The organism is Microvirga lupini (assembly GCF_014191055.1).
Lineage (GTDB): Bacteria > Pseudomonadota > Alphaproteobacteria > Rhizobiales > Beijerinckiaceae > Microvirga > Microvirga lupini_A.
This window is the reverse complement of the sequence record NZ_JACHWB010000004.1, coordinates 294,606-310,227: the sequence shown is the minus strand read 5'-3', so window position 1 is coordinate 310,227 and position 15,622 is coordinate 294,606. Positions and strand designations below refer to the sequence as shown.

Annotated in this window: 13 protein-coding genes; 8 read left to right on the top strand and 5 right to left on the bottom strand. The window is 63.0% G+C overall.

Features of this window, described 5'->3' with window-relative positions:
• The first annotated feature begins 151 nt into the window (after positions 1-151).
• The 7 genes from FHR70_RS16770 to FHR70_RS16740 all read left to right on the top strand — a co-directional run bounded on the left by FHR70_RS16770 (position 152) and on the right by FHR70_RS16740 (position 7,235).
• Positions 152-1,672 (top strand): sugar ABC transporter ATP-binding protein, encoded by a 1,521-nt coding sequence (locus tag FHR70_RS16770; RefSeq protein WP_183452220.1) that lies wholly within the window; start codon positions 152-154, stop codon positions 1,670-1,672.
• Complete coding sequence (locus FHR70_RS16765; protein ID WP_183452218.1) at positions 1,669-2,667, top strand: ABC transporter permease; 999 nt, start codon at positions 1,669-1,671, stop codon at positions 2,665-2,667. Before FHR70_RS16770 ends, FHR70_RS16765 begins: the two co-directional genes overlap by 4 nt.
• Positions 2,668-2,731: 64 nt before the next feature.
• On the top strand, positions 2,732-3,682 hold the full coding sequence (locus tag FHR70_RS16760) for an ABC transporter substrate-binding protein (RefSeq protein ID WP_183452216.1): 951 nt from the start codon (positions 2,732-2,734) through the stop codon (positions 3,680-3,682).
• Positions 3,683-3,807: 125 nt separating this feature from the next.
• Positions 3,808-4,869, top strand: a complete 1,062-nt coding sequence (locus FHR70_RS16755; RefSeq protein WP_183452214.1) for a sugar phosphate isomerase/epimerase family protein — start codon at positions 3,808-3,810, stop codon at positions 4,867-4,869.
• An 18-nt stretch (positions 4,870-4,887) separates the two neighbouring features.
• Positions 4,888-6,063: a Gfo/Idh/MocA family protein gene (locus FHR70_RS16750; protein ID WP_183452212.1), complete on the top strand. Its 1,176-nt coding sequence runs from the start codon at positions 4,888-4,890 to the stop codon at positions 6,061-6,063.
• Positions 6,064-6,175: 112 nt separating this feature from the next.
• Entirely contained in the window at positions 6,176-6,586 is a 411-nt protein-coding gene (locus FHR70_RS16745) for a Fur family transcriptional regulator (protein ID WP_183452210.1), read from the top strand.
• 196 nt (positions 6,587-6,782) lie between these two features.
• On the top strand, positions 6,783-7,235 hold the full coding sequence (locus tag FHR70_RS16740; protein ID WP_183452208.1) for a Fur family transcriptional regulator: 453 nt from the start codon (positions 6,783-6,785) through the stop codon (positions 7,233-7,235).
• Between the two features lie 82 nt (positions 7,236-7,317).
• Here FHR70_RS16740 and FHR70_RS16735 read toward each other — a convergent pair whose 3' ends face one another.
• Together FHR70_RS16735 and FHR70_RS16730 are read right to left on the bottom strand one after the other, a co-directional pair.
• The gene (locus tag FHR70_RS16735; protein WP_183452206.1) at positions 7,318-10,410 is read right to left on the bottom strand and encodes an efflux RND transporter permease subunit; all 3,093 of its coding nucleotides are present in this window, start codon (positions 10,408-10,410) and stop codon (positions 7,318-7,320) included.
• A 9-nt stretch (positions 10,411-10,419) separates the two neighbouring features.
• Positions 10,420-11,553, bottom strand: coding sequence for an efflux RND transporter periplasmic adaptor subunit (locus tag FHR70_RS16730; RefSeq protein ID WP_183452204.1), 1,134 nt, complete (start codon positions 11,551-11,553; stop codon positions 10,420-10,422).
• Between the two features lie 163 nt (positions 11,554-11,716).
• Between FHR70_RS16730 and FHR70_RS16725 the strand changes: the two genes are divergently transcribed.
• Positions 11,717-12,289, top strand: coding sequence for a TetR/AcrR family transcriptional regulator (locus FHR70_RS16725; RefSeq protein ID WP_183452202.1), 573 nt, complete (start codon positions 11,717-11,719; stop codon positions 12,287-12,289).
• Positions 12,290-12,304: 15 nt separating this feature from the next.
• Here FHR70_RS16725 and FHR70_RS16720 read toward each other — a convergent pair whose 3' ends face one another.
• Genes FHR70_RS16720 through FHR70_RS16710 form a run of 3 tightly spaced genes read right to left on the bottom strand, consistent with a single transcriptional unit; the run spans position 12,305 to position 15,503 of the window.
• Positions 12,305-13,477, bottom strand: a complete 1,173-nt coding sequence (locus tag FHR70_RS16720; protein WP_183452200.1) for a CaiB/BaiF CoA transferase family protein — start codon at positions 13,475-13,477, stop codon at positions 12,305-12,307.
• Positions 13,478-13,482: 5 nt separating this feature from the next.
• The gene (gene dapB / locus FHR70_RS16715) at positions 13,483-14,289 is read right to left on the bottom strand and encodes a 4-hydroxy-tetrahydrodipicolinate reductase (RefSeq protein WP_183452198.1); all 807 of its coding nucleotides are present in this window, start codon (positions 14,287-14,289) and stop codon (positions 13,483-13,485) included.
• Positions 14,290-14,303: 14 nt separating this feature from the next.
• Positions 14,304-15,503: an acyl-CoA dehydrogenase gene (locus FHR70_RS16710; protein WP_183452196.1), complete on the bottom strand. Its 1,200-nt coding sequence runs from the start codon at positions 15,501-15,503 to the stop codon at positions 14,304-14,306.
• Positions 15,504-15,622: the final 119 nt, after the last annotated feature.

Genomic DNA, 15,622 nt, shown 5'->3' with positions numbered 1-15,622 from the left:
GAGAAGGGTCCCGCCAGAGGACTGATCGACAAGCAGGAGGACATGAATGCCAGCTCCCATACCTTCCAGCTGATCTGCCCCGATAGAAACGTCTTGTGACCGCCTTCTCCCACGATCGAAGGCGAGCGATTTTGCTCATCCGGAGCAGGTGATGGATTCCGTTCTTCGCGCAGAAAACATCTCGAAATCCTTCGGACCTATCGAGGTCCTCAGCGGCATTTCGCTGGATCTGAAGCCTGGCGAGGTCCATGCCGTCATCGGTGAGAACGGGGCCGGCAAATCGACCCTGATGCGCATCCTGTCGGGGCACCTCCCCCCTACGAAGGGGAGCCTGCACCTCAACGGCCAGCCTATTACCTTTTCAGGCCCGGTGGATGCCGAGGCGCATGGCATCGTTCTGGTTCACCAGGAGATCCTGCTCGCGCCCGATCTGACGGTAGCGCAGAACCTCTTCCTCGGCCGCGAGATCCGTCGCTTCGGCTTCGTGGACGACAAAGCCATGCGGGAGCGGACGCGGGCGATCCTGCACGAACTCGGCACGAATATCGATCCCGACCGCGAGGTCAGCCGCCTCTCCATCGCCGACCGGCAGCTCGTGCAGATCGCCCGTGCGCTTCTCGTGCCTCACAAGGTGGTGGCCTTCGACGAACCGACCGCCGTTCTGACGCCCATCGAGGCCGAGAGCCTGTTCGAGATCATCCGCAAGCTGCGCTCGCAGGGCGTGGCGGTTCTTTATATCTCCCATCGCCTCAATGAGGTGAAAGCAGTCGCCGACCGGGTCACCGTGCTGCGGGACGGGCGCCACATCGCGACCCGCGGCATCGAAGGGCTAGAGCCCCTCGAGATGGCGCGCCTCATGGTGGGGCGCGACATGTCCAAGCTCTACCCGGAAAAGCCGGAAACCGCTTCGGACCAGATCGTCCTCACCGTGCGCGACATTGCGGTGCCTGGCTATGTGGAGAACGCCTCCTTCACGCTGCGTCGCGGCGAGATCCTCGGCTTCGGCGGCCTCATCGGCGCGGGCCGCACGGAGCTGTTCGAGGGCATCGTGGGCCTGCGCTCAAGCCATGGCACCATCACCCTCGACGACAGGAACGTCCATTTCGGCGATGCCAGGGAGGCGATGGCGGCGGGCATCGTCTATCTGTCGGAAGATCGGAAGGGCAAGGGCCTGCTCCTGCAGCAGAACCTGCGGATCAACCTCTCCCTCGCAGCCTTGGACAGGTTCAGCCGCGGATCGTTCATCGATGGGAGCGCCGAGGAGAAGGCGCTCGACCGGGCGATCAAGGATTTCGACATCCGCACCCGGAGCCGCGACCTGCTGGCAGGCCAGCTCTCCGGGGGCAATCAGCAGAAGCTGCTGCTCGCCAAGATGATGCTCCTGGAGCCGCGTATCGTCATCATCGACGAGCCGACCCGCGGCGTCGATATCGGCACCAAGGAACAGATCTACCGCTTCATCGCCTCGCTCGCCGCTGAAGGAAAAGCCGTCGTCGTCATCTCCTCCGAGATGCAGGAGCTGATCGGCCTCTGCCACCGGGTTGTCGTGATGCGCAATGGGCGAGTCGCGGGCGAGGTCGCGCAGGCTGACCTGTCGGAAGATTCCATCGTTTATCTCGCCACTGGCGTTCACGAAGAAAGGGCGGCGGAAATCGCCGCAGGCCACGCATGACCGAAACCGTGCTTCGCTCCAGCCCTGAAAAGCGTCGGTTCAACATCGACATGCGGGCGCTCTCGCCCTTCATCGCGCTGATCGTGCTCATGATCGCGGGCGCGCTGATCAACCCGGACTTCCTGACAGCCTCGAACCTGCTCAACGTGGTGACGCGCTCGGCCTTCATTGCGATCATCGCGGTGGGTGCCACCTTCGTGATCTCGAGTGGCGGTCTCGATCTCTCCGTCGGCTCGATGGCCGCCTTGACCGCTGGGCTCATGATTCTGACGCTCAATTCCTTGGGCAACGCGGATATGAGCACCCTCGCGCTCGGCATGCTGGCCGCGATTGCTGTCAGCGCCGCATGCGGATTGGCGAACGGCCTCATCATCACCTTCGGGCGGATCGAGCCCTTCATCGTGACCCTCGGAACGATGGGCATCTACCGCTCCCTCGTGATCTGGCTGGCGGCCGGCGGCACGATCACCATGCGCAATTCCGATCTGCGCGAGCTGTACCGCCCGGTCTATTTCGGCGACATCTACGGCGTTCCGGTTCCGATCATCGCCTTCCTCGTGGTTGCGGCCATCGGCGCGCTCATCCTGTATCGCACCTCCTTCGGGCGCCACGTAATCGCGCTGGGCTCGAACGAGGATGTCGCCCGTTATTCGGGCGTGCCGATCTGGCGCGTGCGCACGCTCACCTACATCATCCAGGGCATCTGCGTCGGCATTGCCGTGCTGGTCTACGTGCCGCGCCTTGGCTCGGCCACGCCGACCACGGGCCTGTTGTGGGAGCTGCAGGCCATCACCGCCGTCGTCATCGGCGGGACCGCGCTGAAAGGTGGCGTCGGTCGAATCTGGGGCACGGTGGTCGGCGCCGTGATCCTCGAAGTCGTCGCGAATATCATGGTGCTGTCGAATTTTGTCTCCGAGTTCCTCGTGGGCGCGGTTCAGGGTGCCATCATCATTATCGCCATGCTCGTGCAGCGGTCAGTCCACCGCGGGCGATGAAACCGGTGGGGGCCTACCGGACAAGGGATAAAGGCCCCAAGCCAAACCCTCTGGGAGGAAAGTGATGAAAGCAACTGTACTGAAGATTGCAATGGCGGCGGGCCTGATGGCCGGCGTCGCCACCGGCGCCATGGCGCAGCAGAAGAACGTGACGATCGGCGTGTCGATCCCGGCCGCGACCCATGGCTGGACCGGCGGCGCCGTCTACCATGCGCAGGAGACTGCCAAGGAACTCGAGAAGATGTATCCTGGCCTCAAGGTCATCGTCAAAACCTCGCCGGACGGCGCTTCGCAGGCAAATGCGCTCGACGACCTCACCGCCCAGAAGATCGACGCTCTTGTCGTTCTGCCTTTCAACTCGGACGAGCTGACGAACCCCGTCCGCGAGGTGAAGAAGAAGGGCACTCTCATCACCGTGATCGACCGCGGCCTGAAGGACCCGACCATCCAGGACATCTATGTCGCAGGTGACAATCCGGGCTTCGGACGCATTGCTGGCAAGTACTTCGCCGACACTCTGAAGCAGGGCAATATCGTCGTGCTGCGCGGCATTCCGACCGTGCTCGACGAGGAGCGCGTTTCCAACTTCGAGAAGGCCATCGAAGGTTCGGGCGTGAAGGTCATCGACAAGCAGTATGCCAACTGGAACCGCGACGACGCGTTCAAAGTGATGCAGGACTTCCTGTCCAAGCATCAGAAGATCGACGCCGTGTGGGCCGCGGACGACGACATGGCGCTTGGCGTTCTCGAGGCCATCCGTCAGGCGAAGCGCGAAGACATCAAGTTCGTGGTCGGCGGCGCCGGCATGAAGGAGATGGTCAAGCGCGTCATGGACGGCGACAAGATGATCCCCGTCAACGTGACTTATCCGCCCGCCCTGGTCGCTACCGCAATGCACGTGACAGCTGCCAACTTCTACACGAAGGCCCCGATGCGCGGCACCTTCGTGCTGAATGCGCAGCTCATCACCAAGGACAACGCGAAGGACCACTACTTCCCGAACTCGCCGTTCTAACAGGATGACGTCGCTCTCGCCTCTTCCGTCAGGGAGAGGCGAGGCAACGGCAAGCCGCCCGACTTTTCGTGCGGCTTCCCCTTGCCGTTTCCTGCCTTCCCTCACGCCATCTCGGGAGTTCACCCATGAAGACCATGAAGGGCCCCGGCCTTTTCCTTGCGCAGTTCGCAGGCGATGAGGCTCCGTTCAATTCGCTCGACGCGATCTGCCGCTGGGCGGCCTCCCTTGGCTACAAGGGCGTGCAGATCCCCACCTGGGACGCGCGCCTCTTCGATCTGAAGAAGGCTGCGGAATCGGAAGCCTACTGCGGCGAGGTGCAGGGCATCGTGCGCTCGCATGGCCTGGAGATCACGGAGCTCTCCACCCACCTGCAGGGCCAACTCGTGGCGGTGCATCCGGCCTTCGATGAAGCCTTCGACGGGTTCGCGGCGCCTGAAGTCAGGGGCAACCCGAAGGCGCGGCAGGAATGGGCGGTTCAACAGATGCTGATGGCAGCACAAGCCTCGAAGCGCCTGGGGCTCAATGTCAGCGTGTCGTTCTCCGGCGCGCTTGCGTGGCCGTTCGTGTATCCGTGGCCGCAGCGGCCCGCCGGCCTCGTCGAGACCGCCTTCGACGAGTTGGGACGGCGCTGGCGGCCGATCCTCGACGCCTATGAGGATGCGGGCTGCGACGTGGCCTACGAGATCCACCCCGGCGAGGACATTCACGACGGCGCCACCTTCGAGCGCTTCGTCGATGCGGTGGGCGGCCATGCCCGCGCCTGCATCAATTACGACCCGAGCCACTTCCTGCTGCAGCAGCTCGACTACGTGGCCTTCATCGATCTCTATCACGAGCGCATCAAGGCGTTCCACGCCAAGGACGCGGAGTTCAATCCGTCCGGCCGCATCGGCGTCTATGGCGGCTATGAGAGCTGGATCAACCGCGCGGGACGCTTCCGCTCCCTCGGCGACGGGCAGGTGGATTTCGGCGCGATCTTCTCCAAGCTCGCGCAGTACGACTACGATTCATGGGCCGTGCTGGAATGGGAATGCGCCCTAAAAGCTCCGGAGGACGGCGCGCGGGAAGGCGCCGAATTCATCAAGGCCCACATCATCCGCGTGACGGAAAAGGCTTTCGACGATTTCGCCGCCGGCGGGACGGACGAGGCGGCGAACCGCCGGATGCTCGGCATCGGCGCGGCATAAGGTTCAAGGGGGCAGGATATGACGATCGCAGGATCTCCGGACCAGAAGCTGAACCGCCGCTTGCGCCTTGGCATGGTCGGCGGCGGGCGTGGCGCCTTCATCGGCGCGGTGCACCGCATCGCCGCCCGCATCGACGACCGCTGGGAGCTGGTGGCGGGCGCCCTCTCGTCCGATCCGGAGCGCGCCAAGGCTTCGGGCGAGGATCTTCTTCTGAAGCCCGACCGCATCTACGGCGACTTCAACGAGATGGCGCGCCGTGAGCGGCGGCTGAAGGACGGCATCGATGCGGTCGCCATCGTCACGCCGAACCACGCCCATGCCGCCGCCGCCCGCGCGTTCCTGAAGGCCGGCATCCATGTGATCTGCGACAAGCCGCTGACCACCACGCGGCGCGAGGCCGATCAGCTCGCCAAGCTCACCCGCGAGTCAGGCCTCATCTTCGCGGTCACCCACAACTACACCGGCTATCCTCTGGTGCGGCAGGCCCGCGCCATGATCCAGGCGGGAGAGTTGGGCGCCATTCGCGTTGTGCAGGTAGAATACGCACAGGACTGGCTCGCCACCCGCATGGAGGAGACCGGCAGCAAGCAGGCGGAATGGCGCACGGATCCGGCGCGCTCAGGTCCGGCCGGCGCCGTGGGTGACATCGGCACGCACGCCTTCAACCTCGCCGAGTTCATCGTCGGGGACGAGGTCGCGTCGCTCTCAGCAGAACTTCACACCTTCGTGGATGGCCGCAGGCTCGATGACAATGCCCATATGATGCTGCGCTTTGCGTCAGGCGCGAAGGGCATGCTCTGGTGCAGCCAGGTGGCAGCCGGGCTCGAGAACGGTCTCAAGATCCGCGTCTATGGCGAGAAGGCCGGCCTCGAGTGGCACCAGGAGAACCCGAACTATCTCACCTTCTCAGCCTTGGGCGAGCCGCCCCGCACCATCCGCCGCAACGGTTATGGCGCCGATGACGCCTCCCGTGCAGCCTCGCGCATCCCGGGCGGGCATCCGGAAGGCTATCTCGAAGGCTTCGCCCAGCTCTATACGGACGTGGCCGAGCAGATCACGGCACGGATCGAGAAACGGGAGCCCAGTCCCTTCTCGCTGCAGGTTCCAACGGTGGACCAGGGCGTTCGGGGCGTGCGCTTCATCGAAGCGGCTGTGCGCTCCTCGCAGCGCAAGGCCACCTGGGTTGATCTCTAAGCCTGTGCATGTCCCTGCCGACACGTCCTCGGCAGGGACAGCAGGTATCTTGAAATCGCTTCCGCAATCATGACGTATAGGGTGACCACCCCCGGCGGAACGACGATTTCAGATGGCCCATACGCATCACCACCACAGCCTCGACGACCTGAACGAGACCCAGAAGCGGGTTCATCGGATTCTGTGCTCCGCCCAGAACCCGCTCTCGGCCTATGAGGTCCTCGACAAGATGCGCGCGAAGGGCTCGGTTACGCCGCCGACGGTCTACAGGTCCCTGGACAAGCTCATCGAGAAGGGGCTTGCCCACCGGCTTGAGAGCCTGAACGCCTACGTCGCCTGCAAACATCCTCATGATCATCAGGACATGGCCGCCTTTGCGATCTGCGAAAGCTGCGGTCTGGTGAAGGAATTCACCGATCCGCATATCAGCGAGCGCCTGTCCCATTGGAGCGACGATCACGCCTTTTCGGCCAAGAAGGTGACGGTGGAGATCCGGGGGCTTTGCGACACCTGCAAAAAGTAAGGTTCAGCCGGAACCCTGGAATCTTTCGCACGTTATTACGTTTAATTACATGAAATCGGCTAGTAAATGGACCTCAGCGCCTACTTCCGTTGAGGAAAATGTGTAGTTCCTTTACGATTCGCAACGATAGCACATTGTCAAAGCCGCATTTTACCTATATGTTCATATAGGTTCCGTAATAACAGGAGTGTGGCTCATGAGCACCAAGGCCCTCAGGAAGGAAGAAGAGGAAAACCTCCTCCGTCGTGCCGACGATCTGTGCCGGCAGAACAATCTCAGGCTCACCCCGATCCGCGAGCGCGTCTATCGCGAGTTGGTCCAGAGCGGCGGCCCGGTTGGGGCTTACGATCTGGTCGACCGCCTCAGCAACGAGAAGAAGCGTCTCGCTCCGGTGACCATCTATCGCGCCCTGGACTTCCTGCGCGATGCAGGCCTCGTCCATCGTCTGGCGACCCAGAACTCCTATGTCATCTCCCATGGCCAGCCGGACATGAACGCGATGAAGATCATGTTCGTGGATTCGAAGACCGGCGAAACCGTCGAGGTTCATTCCACCGAAGTGGCCGAAGCCGTTCGCAAGGCCGCGGAGCAGGCCGGATTCAAATCGGTTTCCCCGTTCATGGAAGTCGAAGGCGAGATCACGCAGTGATGCAAAGGAGGCAGGGTCGGCACCGACCCTGCTTCTCAGGATGAGATGTAAAAAGGCCGGGCATTGCCCGGCCTTTTCTTTGTCACTCCGCCGCGACTGGCTGATGGTGGTGTTTCTCCGGTGTCCGACCCTCTGCCCGGTGGGCACGGACCGTCTCCCGTGAGATGAAGGTGTAGAACATCGGCACCACGAAGAGCGTGAAGATCGTCCCGATCGACATGCCGGACGCGATCACCAAACCCATCGAGAAACGGGCAGCCGCACCGGCACCGCTGGCATAGAGCAGAGGTGCGACGCCCAGCACCATGGCGGCCGTGGTCATCAGGATTGGGCGCAGGCGCACACGGGCTGCCTCCTCGATGGCCTCGCGCTTGCTGATCCCGTGCTTCTCCTTCTGCTCGTTGGCGAACTCCACCATCAGGATGCCGTGCTTGGTGATCAGGCCCACGAGGGTGATCAGACCCACCTGCGTGTAAATGTTCAGAGTCGCCAGACCCAGGTTCAGGAAGATCATGGCGCCGAACATCGAGAGCGGAACCGACATCATGATGATGAATGGATCCCGGAAGCTCTCGAACTGCGCTGCCAGCACTAGGTAGATCACGATGATGGCGAGCCCGAAGGCCAGGAAAATCGAGTTGCCCTCCTGGATTTCCAGGCGCGACTGACCGGCATAATCCTCGTAGAAGCCCTGCGGCATGACCTCCTGGGCGATCGAGCGCAGAGTGGCCAGACCTTCCGACGTGGTCACCCCTGGCAGAGGCAGGGCCGACAGGGTGGCCGAATTGAGCTGGTTGAACTGCTCGATGGCCGCCGGCGCCGCATCCGTCTTGATGCTGATGAGAGCCGACAAGGGAACCATGGAGCCATCGGACGCGCGGACATAGTACTCGGCAAGCCGCTCAGGATTGAGTCGATCCTCCTGCCGGACTTGGCTGACGACGTCGTAGCTCCGGTTATCCCGGTCGAACTTCGAAATCGGTGCGCCGCCGACGAGAGCCCCGAGGGTGTTACCGATCTCGGACACGGCCACGCCCAAGGCCGCGGCGCGATCACGATCCACCGTGATGCGGGCCCGCGGCGTCTCGTAGGAGATGGAGTTCTGAACAACGATGAACTTGCCCGACTTCATGGCCCGCTTACGGATTTCGTCCGCGACCTCATAGGCCTGGGAGGAGTCGCCGATCGTGCGCAGCACATATTGGATCGGCAGGCCGTCACCGGCTCCGGGCAGGGATGGAGGCGCGAAAGCGAAGGCCTGAAGACCGGCATTCTCATTCAGCAGGTTCTGAATGTCCTGCTTGGTCTCGGCACCTTTCTTTTCACGCTCGCTCCACTCCTTCAGCTTGAAGCCAAAGAAGCCGCCGCCGCCGCCGTCGATGCCGACGATCAGGAAGCTGTCGTCGATCTCCTTGATCTTCTCCGCCGCATTGGTGAACTGCTTGGAGAAGGCCTGGGTGTAATCGGCGGTCGCGTATTTCGGCGCGTTCAGAATGCCGAGATAGGCACCCTGATCCTCTTCCGGAGCAAGCTCGGAGGAGGTCTTGGTGAACATGAACGCCGTGGTGCCGAGCAGGACGGCAACGATGACGAGCGTCACGCCGCGATAGTCGAGAGAACCCTTCAGGCGCCGGGCATACCAGTTCTCGAGCCGTGTGAAGACGCGGTCGACGAAAGCGGCAAAGCGCCCTTGACCACCGTGCGCCTTCAGCAGCTTCGACGACATCATGGGCGAGAGCGTCACCGCGACGATACCCGAGATGATCACGGCTCCGGCCAGGGTGAAAGCGAACTCGCGGAAGAGAGAGCCCGTCAGGCCTTGCGTGAATCCGATCGGGGCATACACCGCCGCCAAGGTGACCGTCATGGACACGATCGGCAGGAAGATCTCCTTCATGCCCACGATGGCTGCCTCGACGGGCTTGAGGCCTTCCTCGATGTGGCGGTGAATATTCTCCAACACCACGATGGCGTCGTCGACCACGAGGCCGATGGCGAGCACCATGGCCAGCAGGGTGAGCAGGTTGATCGAGTAGCCCAGCGCGTAGAGGAAGAAGCACACGCCCACGAGCGAGAGCGGGATCGTCACGATCGGGATCAGCACCGACCGGAAGGAGCCTAGGAACAGCAGGATCACCACCACGACGATGAGAGCCGCCTCGCCGATGGTCTTGAACACCTCCTCGATCGAGGCCGAGATGAAGTTTGACGCATCGTAGACGATCTCGACCGTCATACCTTTCGGCAGGGTCGAGCGGATGCCCTCAATGGCCTTCGTCACCTCTTCGGCAACGGTCAGGGGGTTGGCCGACGGCGTCGGCACGATGCCGATGAAGGTGCCCTGGCTGCCGTTGAAGCTGACGATCGTGTCCGTGCTCTTAGGCCCGAGTTCCACATCCGCCACGTCGCGCAGGCGCACGACCTGATCGCCGTTCGAGCGGATCGGCAGCGTGCCGAACGTCTCGGGCGTCTGCAGAGTGGTCTGCATATCGAGCCTGTAGGCTACGTACTCGCTCTGGGTCTTTCCGGGCGCCGCGAGGAAGTTGTTGGCCCGGATGGCCGCCACCACATCGCCGGCCGTGACGCCACGAGCCGCTAGGCGCACGGGGTCGATCCACACGCGCATAGAGAAGTCGCGCCCGCCGAGAATCTCGGCATTGCCGACGCCTTCGAGCGTGGCGAAGCGCGGCTGCACCACACGGGTGAGGAATTCGGAGACCTGCTCGGGATTCATCTCCGTGCTGCCGAAGGTGATGTACATAAGGGCGAAGCTCTGGCCGGTGCCCTTCATGATCACCGGATCCTCAGCCTCGGAGGGAAGCTGGGCGCGGATCTGCTGCACCTTGGCGGTCACCTCGGTGAGCGCCGCGTTCGGATCCGTGTTGAGACGCATGCGCACGGACACCGTGCTGACGCCCAGGCGGCTCTGCGTCGTCACGTAATCGACGCCTTCCGCGCTCGATACGGATTTGGCGATCGGCGTACTGATGAAGCCCTGGATCAGGTCGGCGCTCGCGCCCGTATAGGCCGTCGTGATCGTGATGGTGGTTTCCTCGACCTCAGGATACTGGCGCACCTGGAGGTTCATCAGACCCTGCGCACCCAGCAGCAGGATCAGGAGGCTCACCACCATCGACAGGACGGGGCGGCGGATGAAAAGTTCTGTGAAACTCATGGCTGATGCCTACTGCCCGCTTGCGAGCTTGGACGTGTCGAGCTTGGTCACATCGATGGTGTTGTCGATCTTGACGGTCGAGCCGGCCTGCAGCTTGTTCTGACCCGAGGCGACCACCTGCTGGCCGGAATTGAGACCGGACACGATTTCGAGAGCCCCGCCGCGGCGGCGGCCGGTCTTCACGAAAACCTGCTTGACGACCTGAACCTGCTGACCCGCGCGCTCTTCCTGCTCGATCGTATAGACGTAATCCCCGTAGAGGCTGGTGATAACCGCCGTCTGCGGCAGGGTCATGACGTTGGGCTGCTCCGGCAGGATCACCTCGACATGGAGGAACTGGCCGGGGAGGATGGCCCCGTTCTTGTTGTCCTCAATGAGCGCCTGAACGGACACAAGACGGGTCGCCGGATCGACGCGCGGATCCTTGCCGGTGACGCGGCCCTTAAAGGGCAGATCCGCCTCCGTCATGCCGACACGGATTTCCTGGCCGAGCTTGATCTCGCTCGCCCGCTGCTCCGGCACTGTGAAGTCGACCTTCATGGAGGAGAGATCCTGGAAGCTAGCAATCACAGTTCCAGGTTGCAGGTACTGGCCGACATCAATGCGTGGGATGCCGATGACGCCGGAGAACGGCGCCTCCAGAGCCTTCTGCTCAATCGTGGCCTGAAGGCGCGCCAGACGCGAACGCGCCGCAGCGAGCAGAGCACTCGCCTGATCGAGATTGGCTTCAGTGCCGTAGCCCCGTGCCGACAAGGTCTTGGCACGCTCGAAGGCGCTCTCCGCCGTCTTCACATTGGCTTGAACATCCTGGATGTCTGCCCGCTCGACCCTGTCATCGAGCTGAACGAGAACCTCGCCCTGGCGAACATTCTGGTTAGCCTTGAACTTGATCTCGCTGACAATGCCGGCCGTCTCGAAGGCCAGCTCGACGCCATTCGCAGCCTTGGCCGTGCCGATGGCACCGATGCTGGGTGTCCAGGTCTTCGCCTCGACCTTGGCGGCTGAAACCGTCTGCGCCGGCTGCTGCATATTGGCAAAGAACTGCGTGATCATCTTGTCGCGGAAGAAGTTGAACCAAATCAGCCCGCCGCACAGGCCAACCGCGAGAATGAACACAAGACCAACTACAAGGCGCCGTTTCATAGGCTTCTTCCGAGATTGCGAACCCATATCAACGGGCTCATCTAAGACTAAGGAGGTGCGGCATTAACGCGACTTTTCCTTGACGCCAATGCCGTGGAACAATTTATATACCGTCTGGACGGTTTAGTCGCAAGTGCGGCAACGCACAAAACAAGAGTTATGAATGCTGTTTCCCTGTACCAGAGGCCGGAAAAGTTCCCGAGAAAAAATTCTCGATGCGGCCGCAGAACTTGTCGGCGAGATCGGAGCCGGCCGGCTGACGCTCGAGGCCGTGGCGGAAAAGGCCGGGCTCAGCAAGGGCGGGCTTCTCTACAACTTCCCGACCAAGGATGCACTGTTGCAGGCCATGATCCAGCGCATGATCGACCAGGTAGCCTCCGAGAAGGAAGCGTTACGGGAAAAGGCTCAGCCTGGCCCCAACCTGGAAGCCCGGGTCGTCACCAAGACACTGTTGAACATCTGCTGCGGCGGCAAAATGCAGGATATGGCAACCGGGATGATGGCCGCCACGGCCGAAAACCCGCGCCTCCTCGACCCCGTCCGTCAGGTGATCCACACCACGCTGGAGCAGCTCAAGGCGACTTCAGACGACCTCGATGCCGCTCTGCTGGCATGGCTCGCCACGGAAGGACTGAGCAGCCTCGAGATGCACAACCTCAGCCCGTTCTCCGATGAGGACCGGGACCGGATCGTGAAGGCCATCGAGCGCCTCGTGACCAAGGGCATCGCCGAATAGACACCCAATCCGGGTTCAGGCCATCCAGGACGGGTCGCTCAGCACCTCATCCGTGTGCTCGCCGAGCCGGGGAGAAGGCCGATCGGCCGCCATCGGCTTCCCGTTCATCACGATGGGCGAGCGGACGGATGGAATCGCCCCGCCCTTGGCCACGGAGGCAGGAAGATCGATTCTCATACCGCGGGCGATCACCTGCGGATCGGAGAAGACATCGGCCACCGTGTTGATGGGACCGGCCGGGACTCCCTGTTTCTCGAGTGCCGCCAGCAGCGCCTCGCGGGTGGTTTTCAGGGTGAGCTCGGTCAGGATCGGCACGAGCTCAGCCCGCTTGCCCACTCGGCCCGCATTGCTCCTAAAACGCTCGTCCTGTGCCAGCTCGGGCTTGCCCAGCACGGAGACGAAGCGGGCGAACTGCCCATCATTGCCCACTGCCACGATCACGTGACCGTCCGTGACCGGGAAAACCTGATACGGCACGATGTTGGGATGGGCGTTGCCCATCCGGCGAGGTGATTTTCCGGAGGCCAGATAGTTCATGGCCTGGTTGGCCAGCACGCTCGTCTGCACGTCGAGGAGCGCCATGTCGAGATGCGCCCCTTCCCCTGTAGCATCGCGCTGGCGAAGGGCCGCCAGGATGCCGACGACCGAATAGACGCCCGTGAAGATGTCCACATAGGCCACGCCGATCTTCTGCGGCTCGCCGTCCGGATCACCCGTCAAGTCCATGATCCCGCCCATGCCCTGGATCATGAAGTCGTAGCCGGCGCGGGACGCATAAGGCCCGTTCTGGCCGAAGCCCGTGATCGAGCAGTAGACGAGGCGCGGATTGACGGCCTTCAGGCTCTCATAGTCGAGACCGTATTTCTTCAGGCCGCCGACCTTGAAGTTCTCGATCACGACATCCGCATGGGCTGCGAGCTTGCGGACAAGCTCCTGTCCCTCAGGGGTCTCGAAATCCGCCGCAATGGAGCGCTTGCCGCGGTTGCAGGAATGGAAATAGGCCGCCGAGAGATCACCGCCATCGTCCGCCTCCACGAAGGGAGGCCCCCATCCGCGCGTATCGTCGCCCGCACCCGGCCGCTCGACCTTCACCACATCCGCGCCGAGATCGGCGAGCAACTGGCCGACCCAGGGACCCGCGAGGATGCGCGCCAGTTCGAGGACTTTGAGGCCTTCGAGCGGTTTCATGCGGATCAATCCATGATGGTGTCGAGGCCGCGCCGCAGGCCGGTGAACGAACCGACGCGACGGGCGGCCAGCAGGGTGCCGGCCACATAGGGAGCCGCCGACGAACCTGCATCGTGACGGATCACGAGGCGCTCGTTGTCGGCCCCGAACACGGCTTCGCAGGACAGGACAAAGGAGGGCATGCGCAGGGAATGGACCTGCACCGGCTCCTTGGCGCCCAGAGCACCGCCGCGGGTTTCACGAACGCCGGTCAGCTCATTCACGGGCTTCGAGGTGGCAGGCTGGCGCGCCTCGCTTAAGAGCTCGGCCAACTCGCGGGCGGTGCCCGATGGTGTGTCCGGCTTCTTGGCCGACGCGTAGTCGATAACCTCGATATCCGGCACATAGCGGGCCGCCTCGAGAGCGAAGCGGCGCAGAAGCGTCGCGGTGATCGAGAAATTGCCGGCCGCGAGCACGCCGCGCCCCGCTTTCAGCGCCTGCGCATCGATCTCGGCGTAATCTTCGGAACCCAGCCCCGAGGTGCCGACGACCACGTGCCTGCCCTGAGCCAGGGCCGTGAGAGTGTGAGCCTTCACGGCGCCGGGCTTGGTATAGTCGATCACCACATCGGACGGCTCGCGCAGCGCCTCTTCGAGGGTTGCGCTGATTGGAACACCCAGGCGGGAAAAGCCCGCGGCCTCGCCCGCATCCTGCCCCGCCGCGCTGCGGCTGACGGCGCCTGCGAGCACGAGATCGTCAGAAGCCGCAATTGCCGCCACGAGGGCTTTGCCGACCCAGCCGGTCGATCCTGCCAGGGTGATCCGAAGCGCCATGTGCTTACCCTCTCCTAGAAGAATGCCTGCAGACCGGTCTGGGCGCGGCCCAGGATGAGGGCATGCACGTCATGGGTGCCCTCATAGGTGTTCACGGTCTCCAGGTTCTGCGCATGGCGCATCACGTGGTACTCTTCCTGGATGCCGTTGCCACCATGCATGTCGCGGGCGATGCGGGCGATATCCAGGGCCTTGCCGCAATTGTTGCGCTTGACCAGCGAGATCATTTCCGGCGCAACGCGACCCTCGTCGAAGAGGCGGCCGACGCGCAAGCTTGCATGGAGGCCCAGGGTGATCTCGGTCATCATGTCGGCAAGCTTCTTCTGCACGAGCTGGGTCGCGGCAAGCGGCCGGTCGAACTGCTTGCGGTCGAGGGTGTACTGACGCGCCCGGTGCCAGCAATCCTCGGCAGCCCCCATGGATCCCCACGAGATGCCGTAGCGCGCGCGGTTGAGGCAGCCGAAGGGACCCTTCAGGCCCTGCACGTTCGGTAGCAGAGCGTCCTCGCCCACCTCGACATTGTCCATGACGATCTCGCCGGTGATAGAGGCGCGTAAGCTGAGCTTGCCGCCGATCTTCGGCGCCGAGAGCCCCTTCATGCCTTTCTCCAGCACGAAGCCGCGAATCTGGTTGTCATGAGCCTCGGACTTCGCCCAGACCACGAAAACGTCCGCAATGGGGGAGTTGGAGATCCACATCTTGGAGCCCGTGAGGCGATAGCCGCCATCGGTCTTCACGGCGCGGGTCTTCATGCCGGCCGGATCCGAGCCCGCATCCGGTTCGGTCAGGCCGAAGCAGCCCACATACTCACCGGAGGCGAGCTTGGGCAGGTACTTGCGGCGCTGCTCCTCGGAGCCGTAGGCATAGATCGGGTACATCACCAGGGAGGACTGCACGCTCATCATGGAGCGGTAACCGGAATCGACCCGCTCCACCTCGCGGGCCACGAGGCCGTAGGCCACGTAGGACGCACCGGCGCAGCCGTAATCCTCCGGCAGGGTCACGCCCAGGAGGCCGAGTTCGCCCATCTCGTTGAAGATGGCACGATCCGTCTTCTCCTCGCGATAAGCCTCGATCACGCGGGGCAGGAGCTTATCCTGGGCATAGGCGCGGGCCGTATCGCGGATCATGCGCTCGTCGTCGGTCAGAAGCTCATCGAGGAGGAGCGGATCGTCCCACTTGAGCTTCGCGAGTTCCTGTTGAGCACCGGCCATGATGATCATCCTTCCCATGATGGAGCGGGCGCCGGCGCCAGGCCAAGCAAACCCATTGAATTTGAGCGGCAAAATCGCGCTGGACAGGCTAAAAGTAAATCGACATCTTCGCAGCAGGT

Coding starts and splice junctions, on each gene's coding strand:
- FHR70_RS16760 (WP_183452216.1), top strand. CDS start 2,732: ATGAAAGCAACTGTACTGAAGATTGCAATGGCGGCGGGCCTGATGGCC.
- FHR70_RS16710 (WP_183452196.1), bottom strand. CDS start 15,503: ATGGCCGGTGCTCAACAGGAACTCGCGAAGCTCAAGTGGGACGATCCG.
- FHR70_RS16740 (WP_183452208.1), top strand. CDS start 6,783: ATGAGCACCAAGGCCCTCAGGAAGGAAGAAGAGGAAAACCTCCTCCGT.
- FHR70_RS16745 (WP_183452210.1), top strand. CDS start 6,176: ATGGCCCATACGCATCACCACCACAGCCTCGACGACCTGAACGAGACC.
- FHR70_RS16730 (WP_183452204.1), bottom strand. CDS start 11,553: ATGAAACGGCGCCTTGTAGTTGGTCTTGTGTTCATTCTCGCGGTTGGC.
- FHR70_RS16755 (WP_183452214.1), top strand. CDS start 3,808: ATGAAGACCATGAAGGGCCCCGGCCTTTTCCTTGCGCAGTTCGCAGGC.
- FHR70_RS16770 (WP_183452220.1), top strand. CDS start 152: ATGGATTCCGTTCTTCGCGCAGAAAACATCTCGAAATCCTTCGGACCT.
- FHR70_RS16720 (WP_183452200.1), bottom strand. CDS start 13,477: ATGAAACCGCTCGAAGGCCTCAAAGTCCTCGAACTGGCGCGCATCCTC.
- dapB (WP_183452198.1), bottom strand. CDS start 14,289: ATGGCGCTTCGGATCACCCTGGCAGGATCGACCGGCTGGGTCGGCAAA.
- FHR70_RS16765 (WP_183452218.1), top strand. CDS start 1,669: ATGACCGAAACCGTGCTTCGCTCCAGCCCTGAAAAGCGTCGGTTCAAC.
- FHR70_RS16735 (WP_183452206.1), bottom strand. CDS start 10,410: ATGAGTTTCACAGAACTTTTCATCCGCCGCCCCGTCCTGTCGATGGTG.
- FHR70_RS16725 (WP_183452202.1), top strand. CDS start 11,717: ATGCTGTTTCCCTGTACCAGAGGCCGGAAAAGTTCCCGAGAAAAAATT.
- FHR70_RS16750 (WP_183452212.1), top strand. CDS start 4,888: ATGACGATCGCAGGATCTCCGGACCAGAAGCTGAACCGCCGCTTGCGC.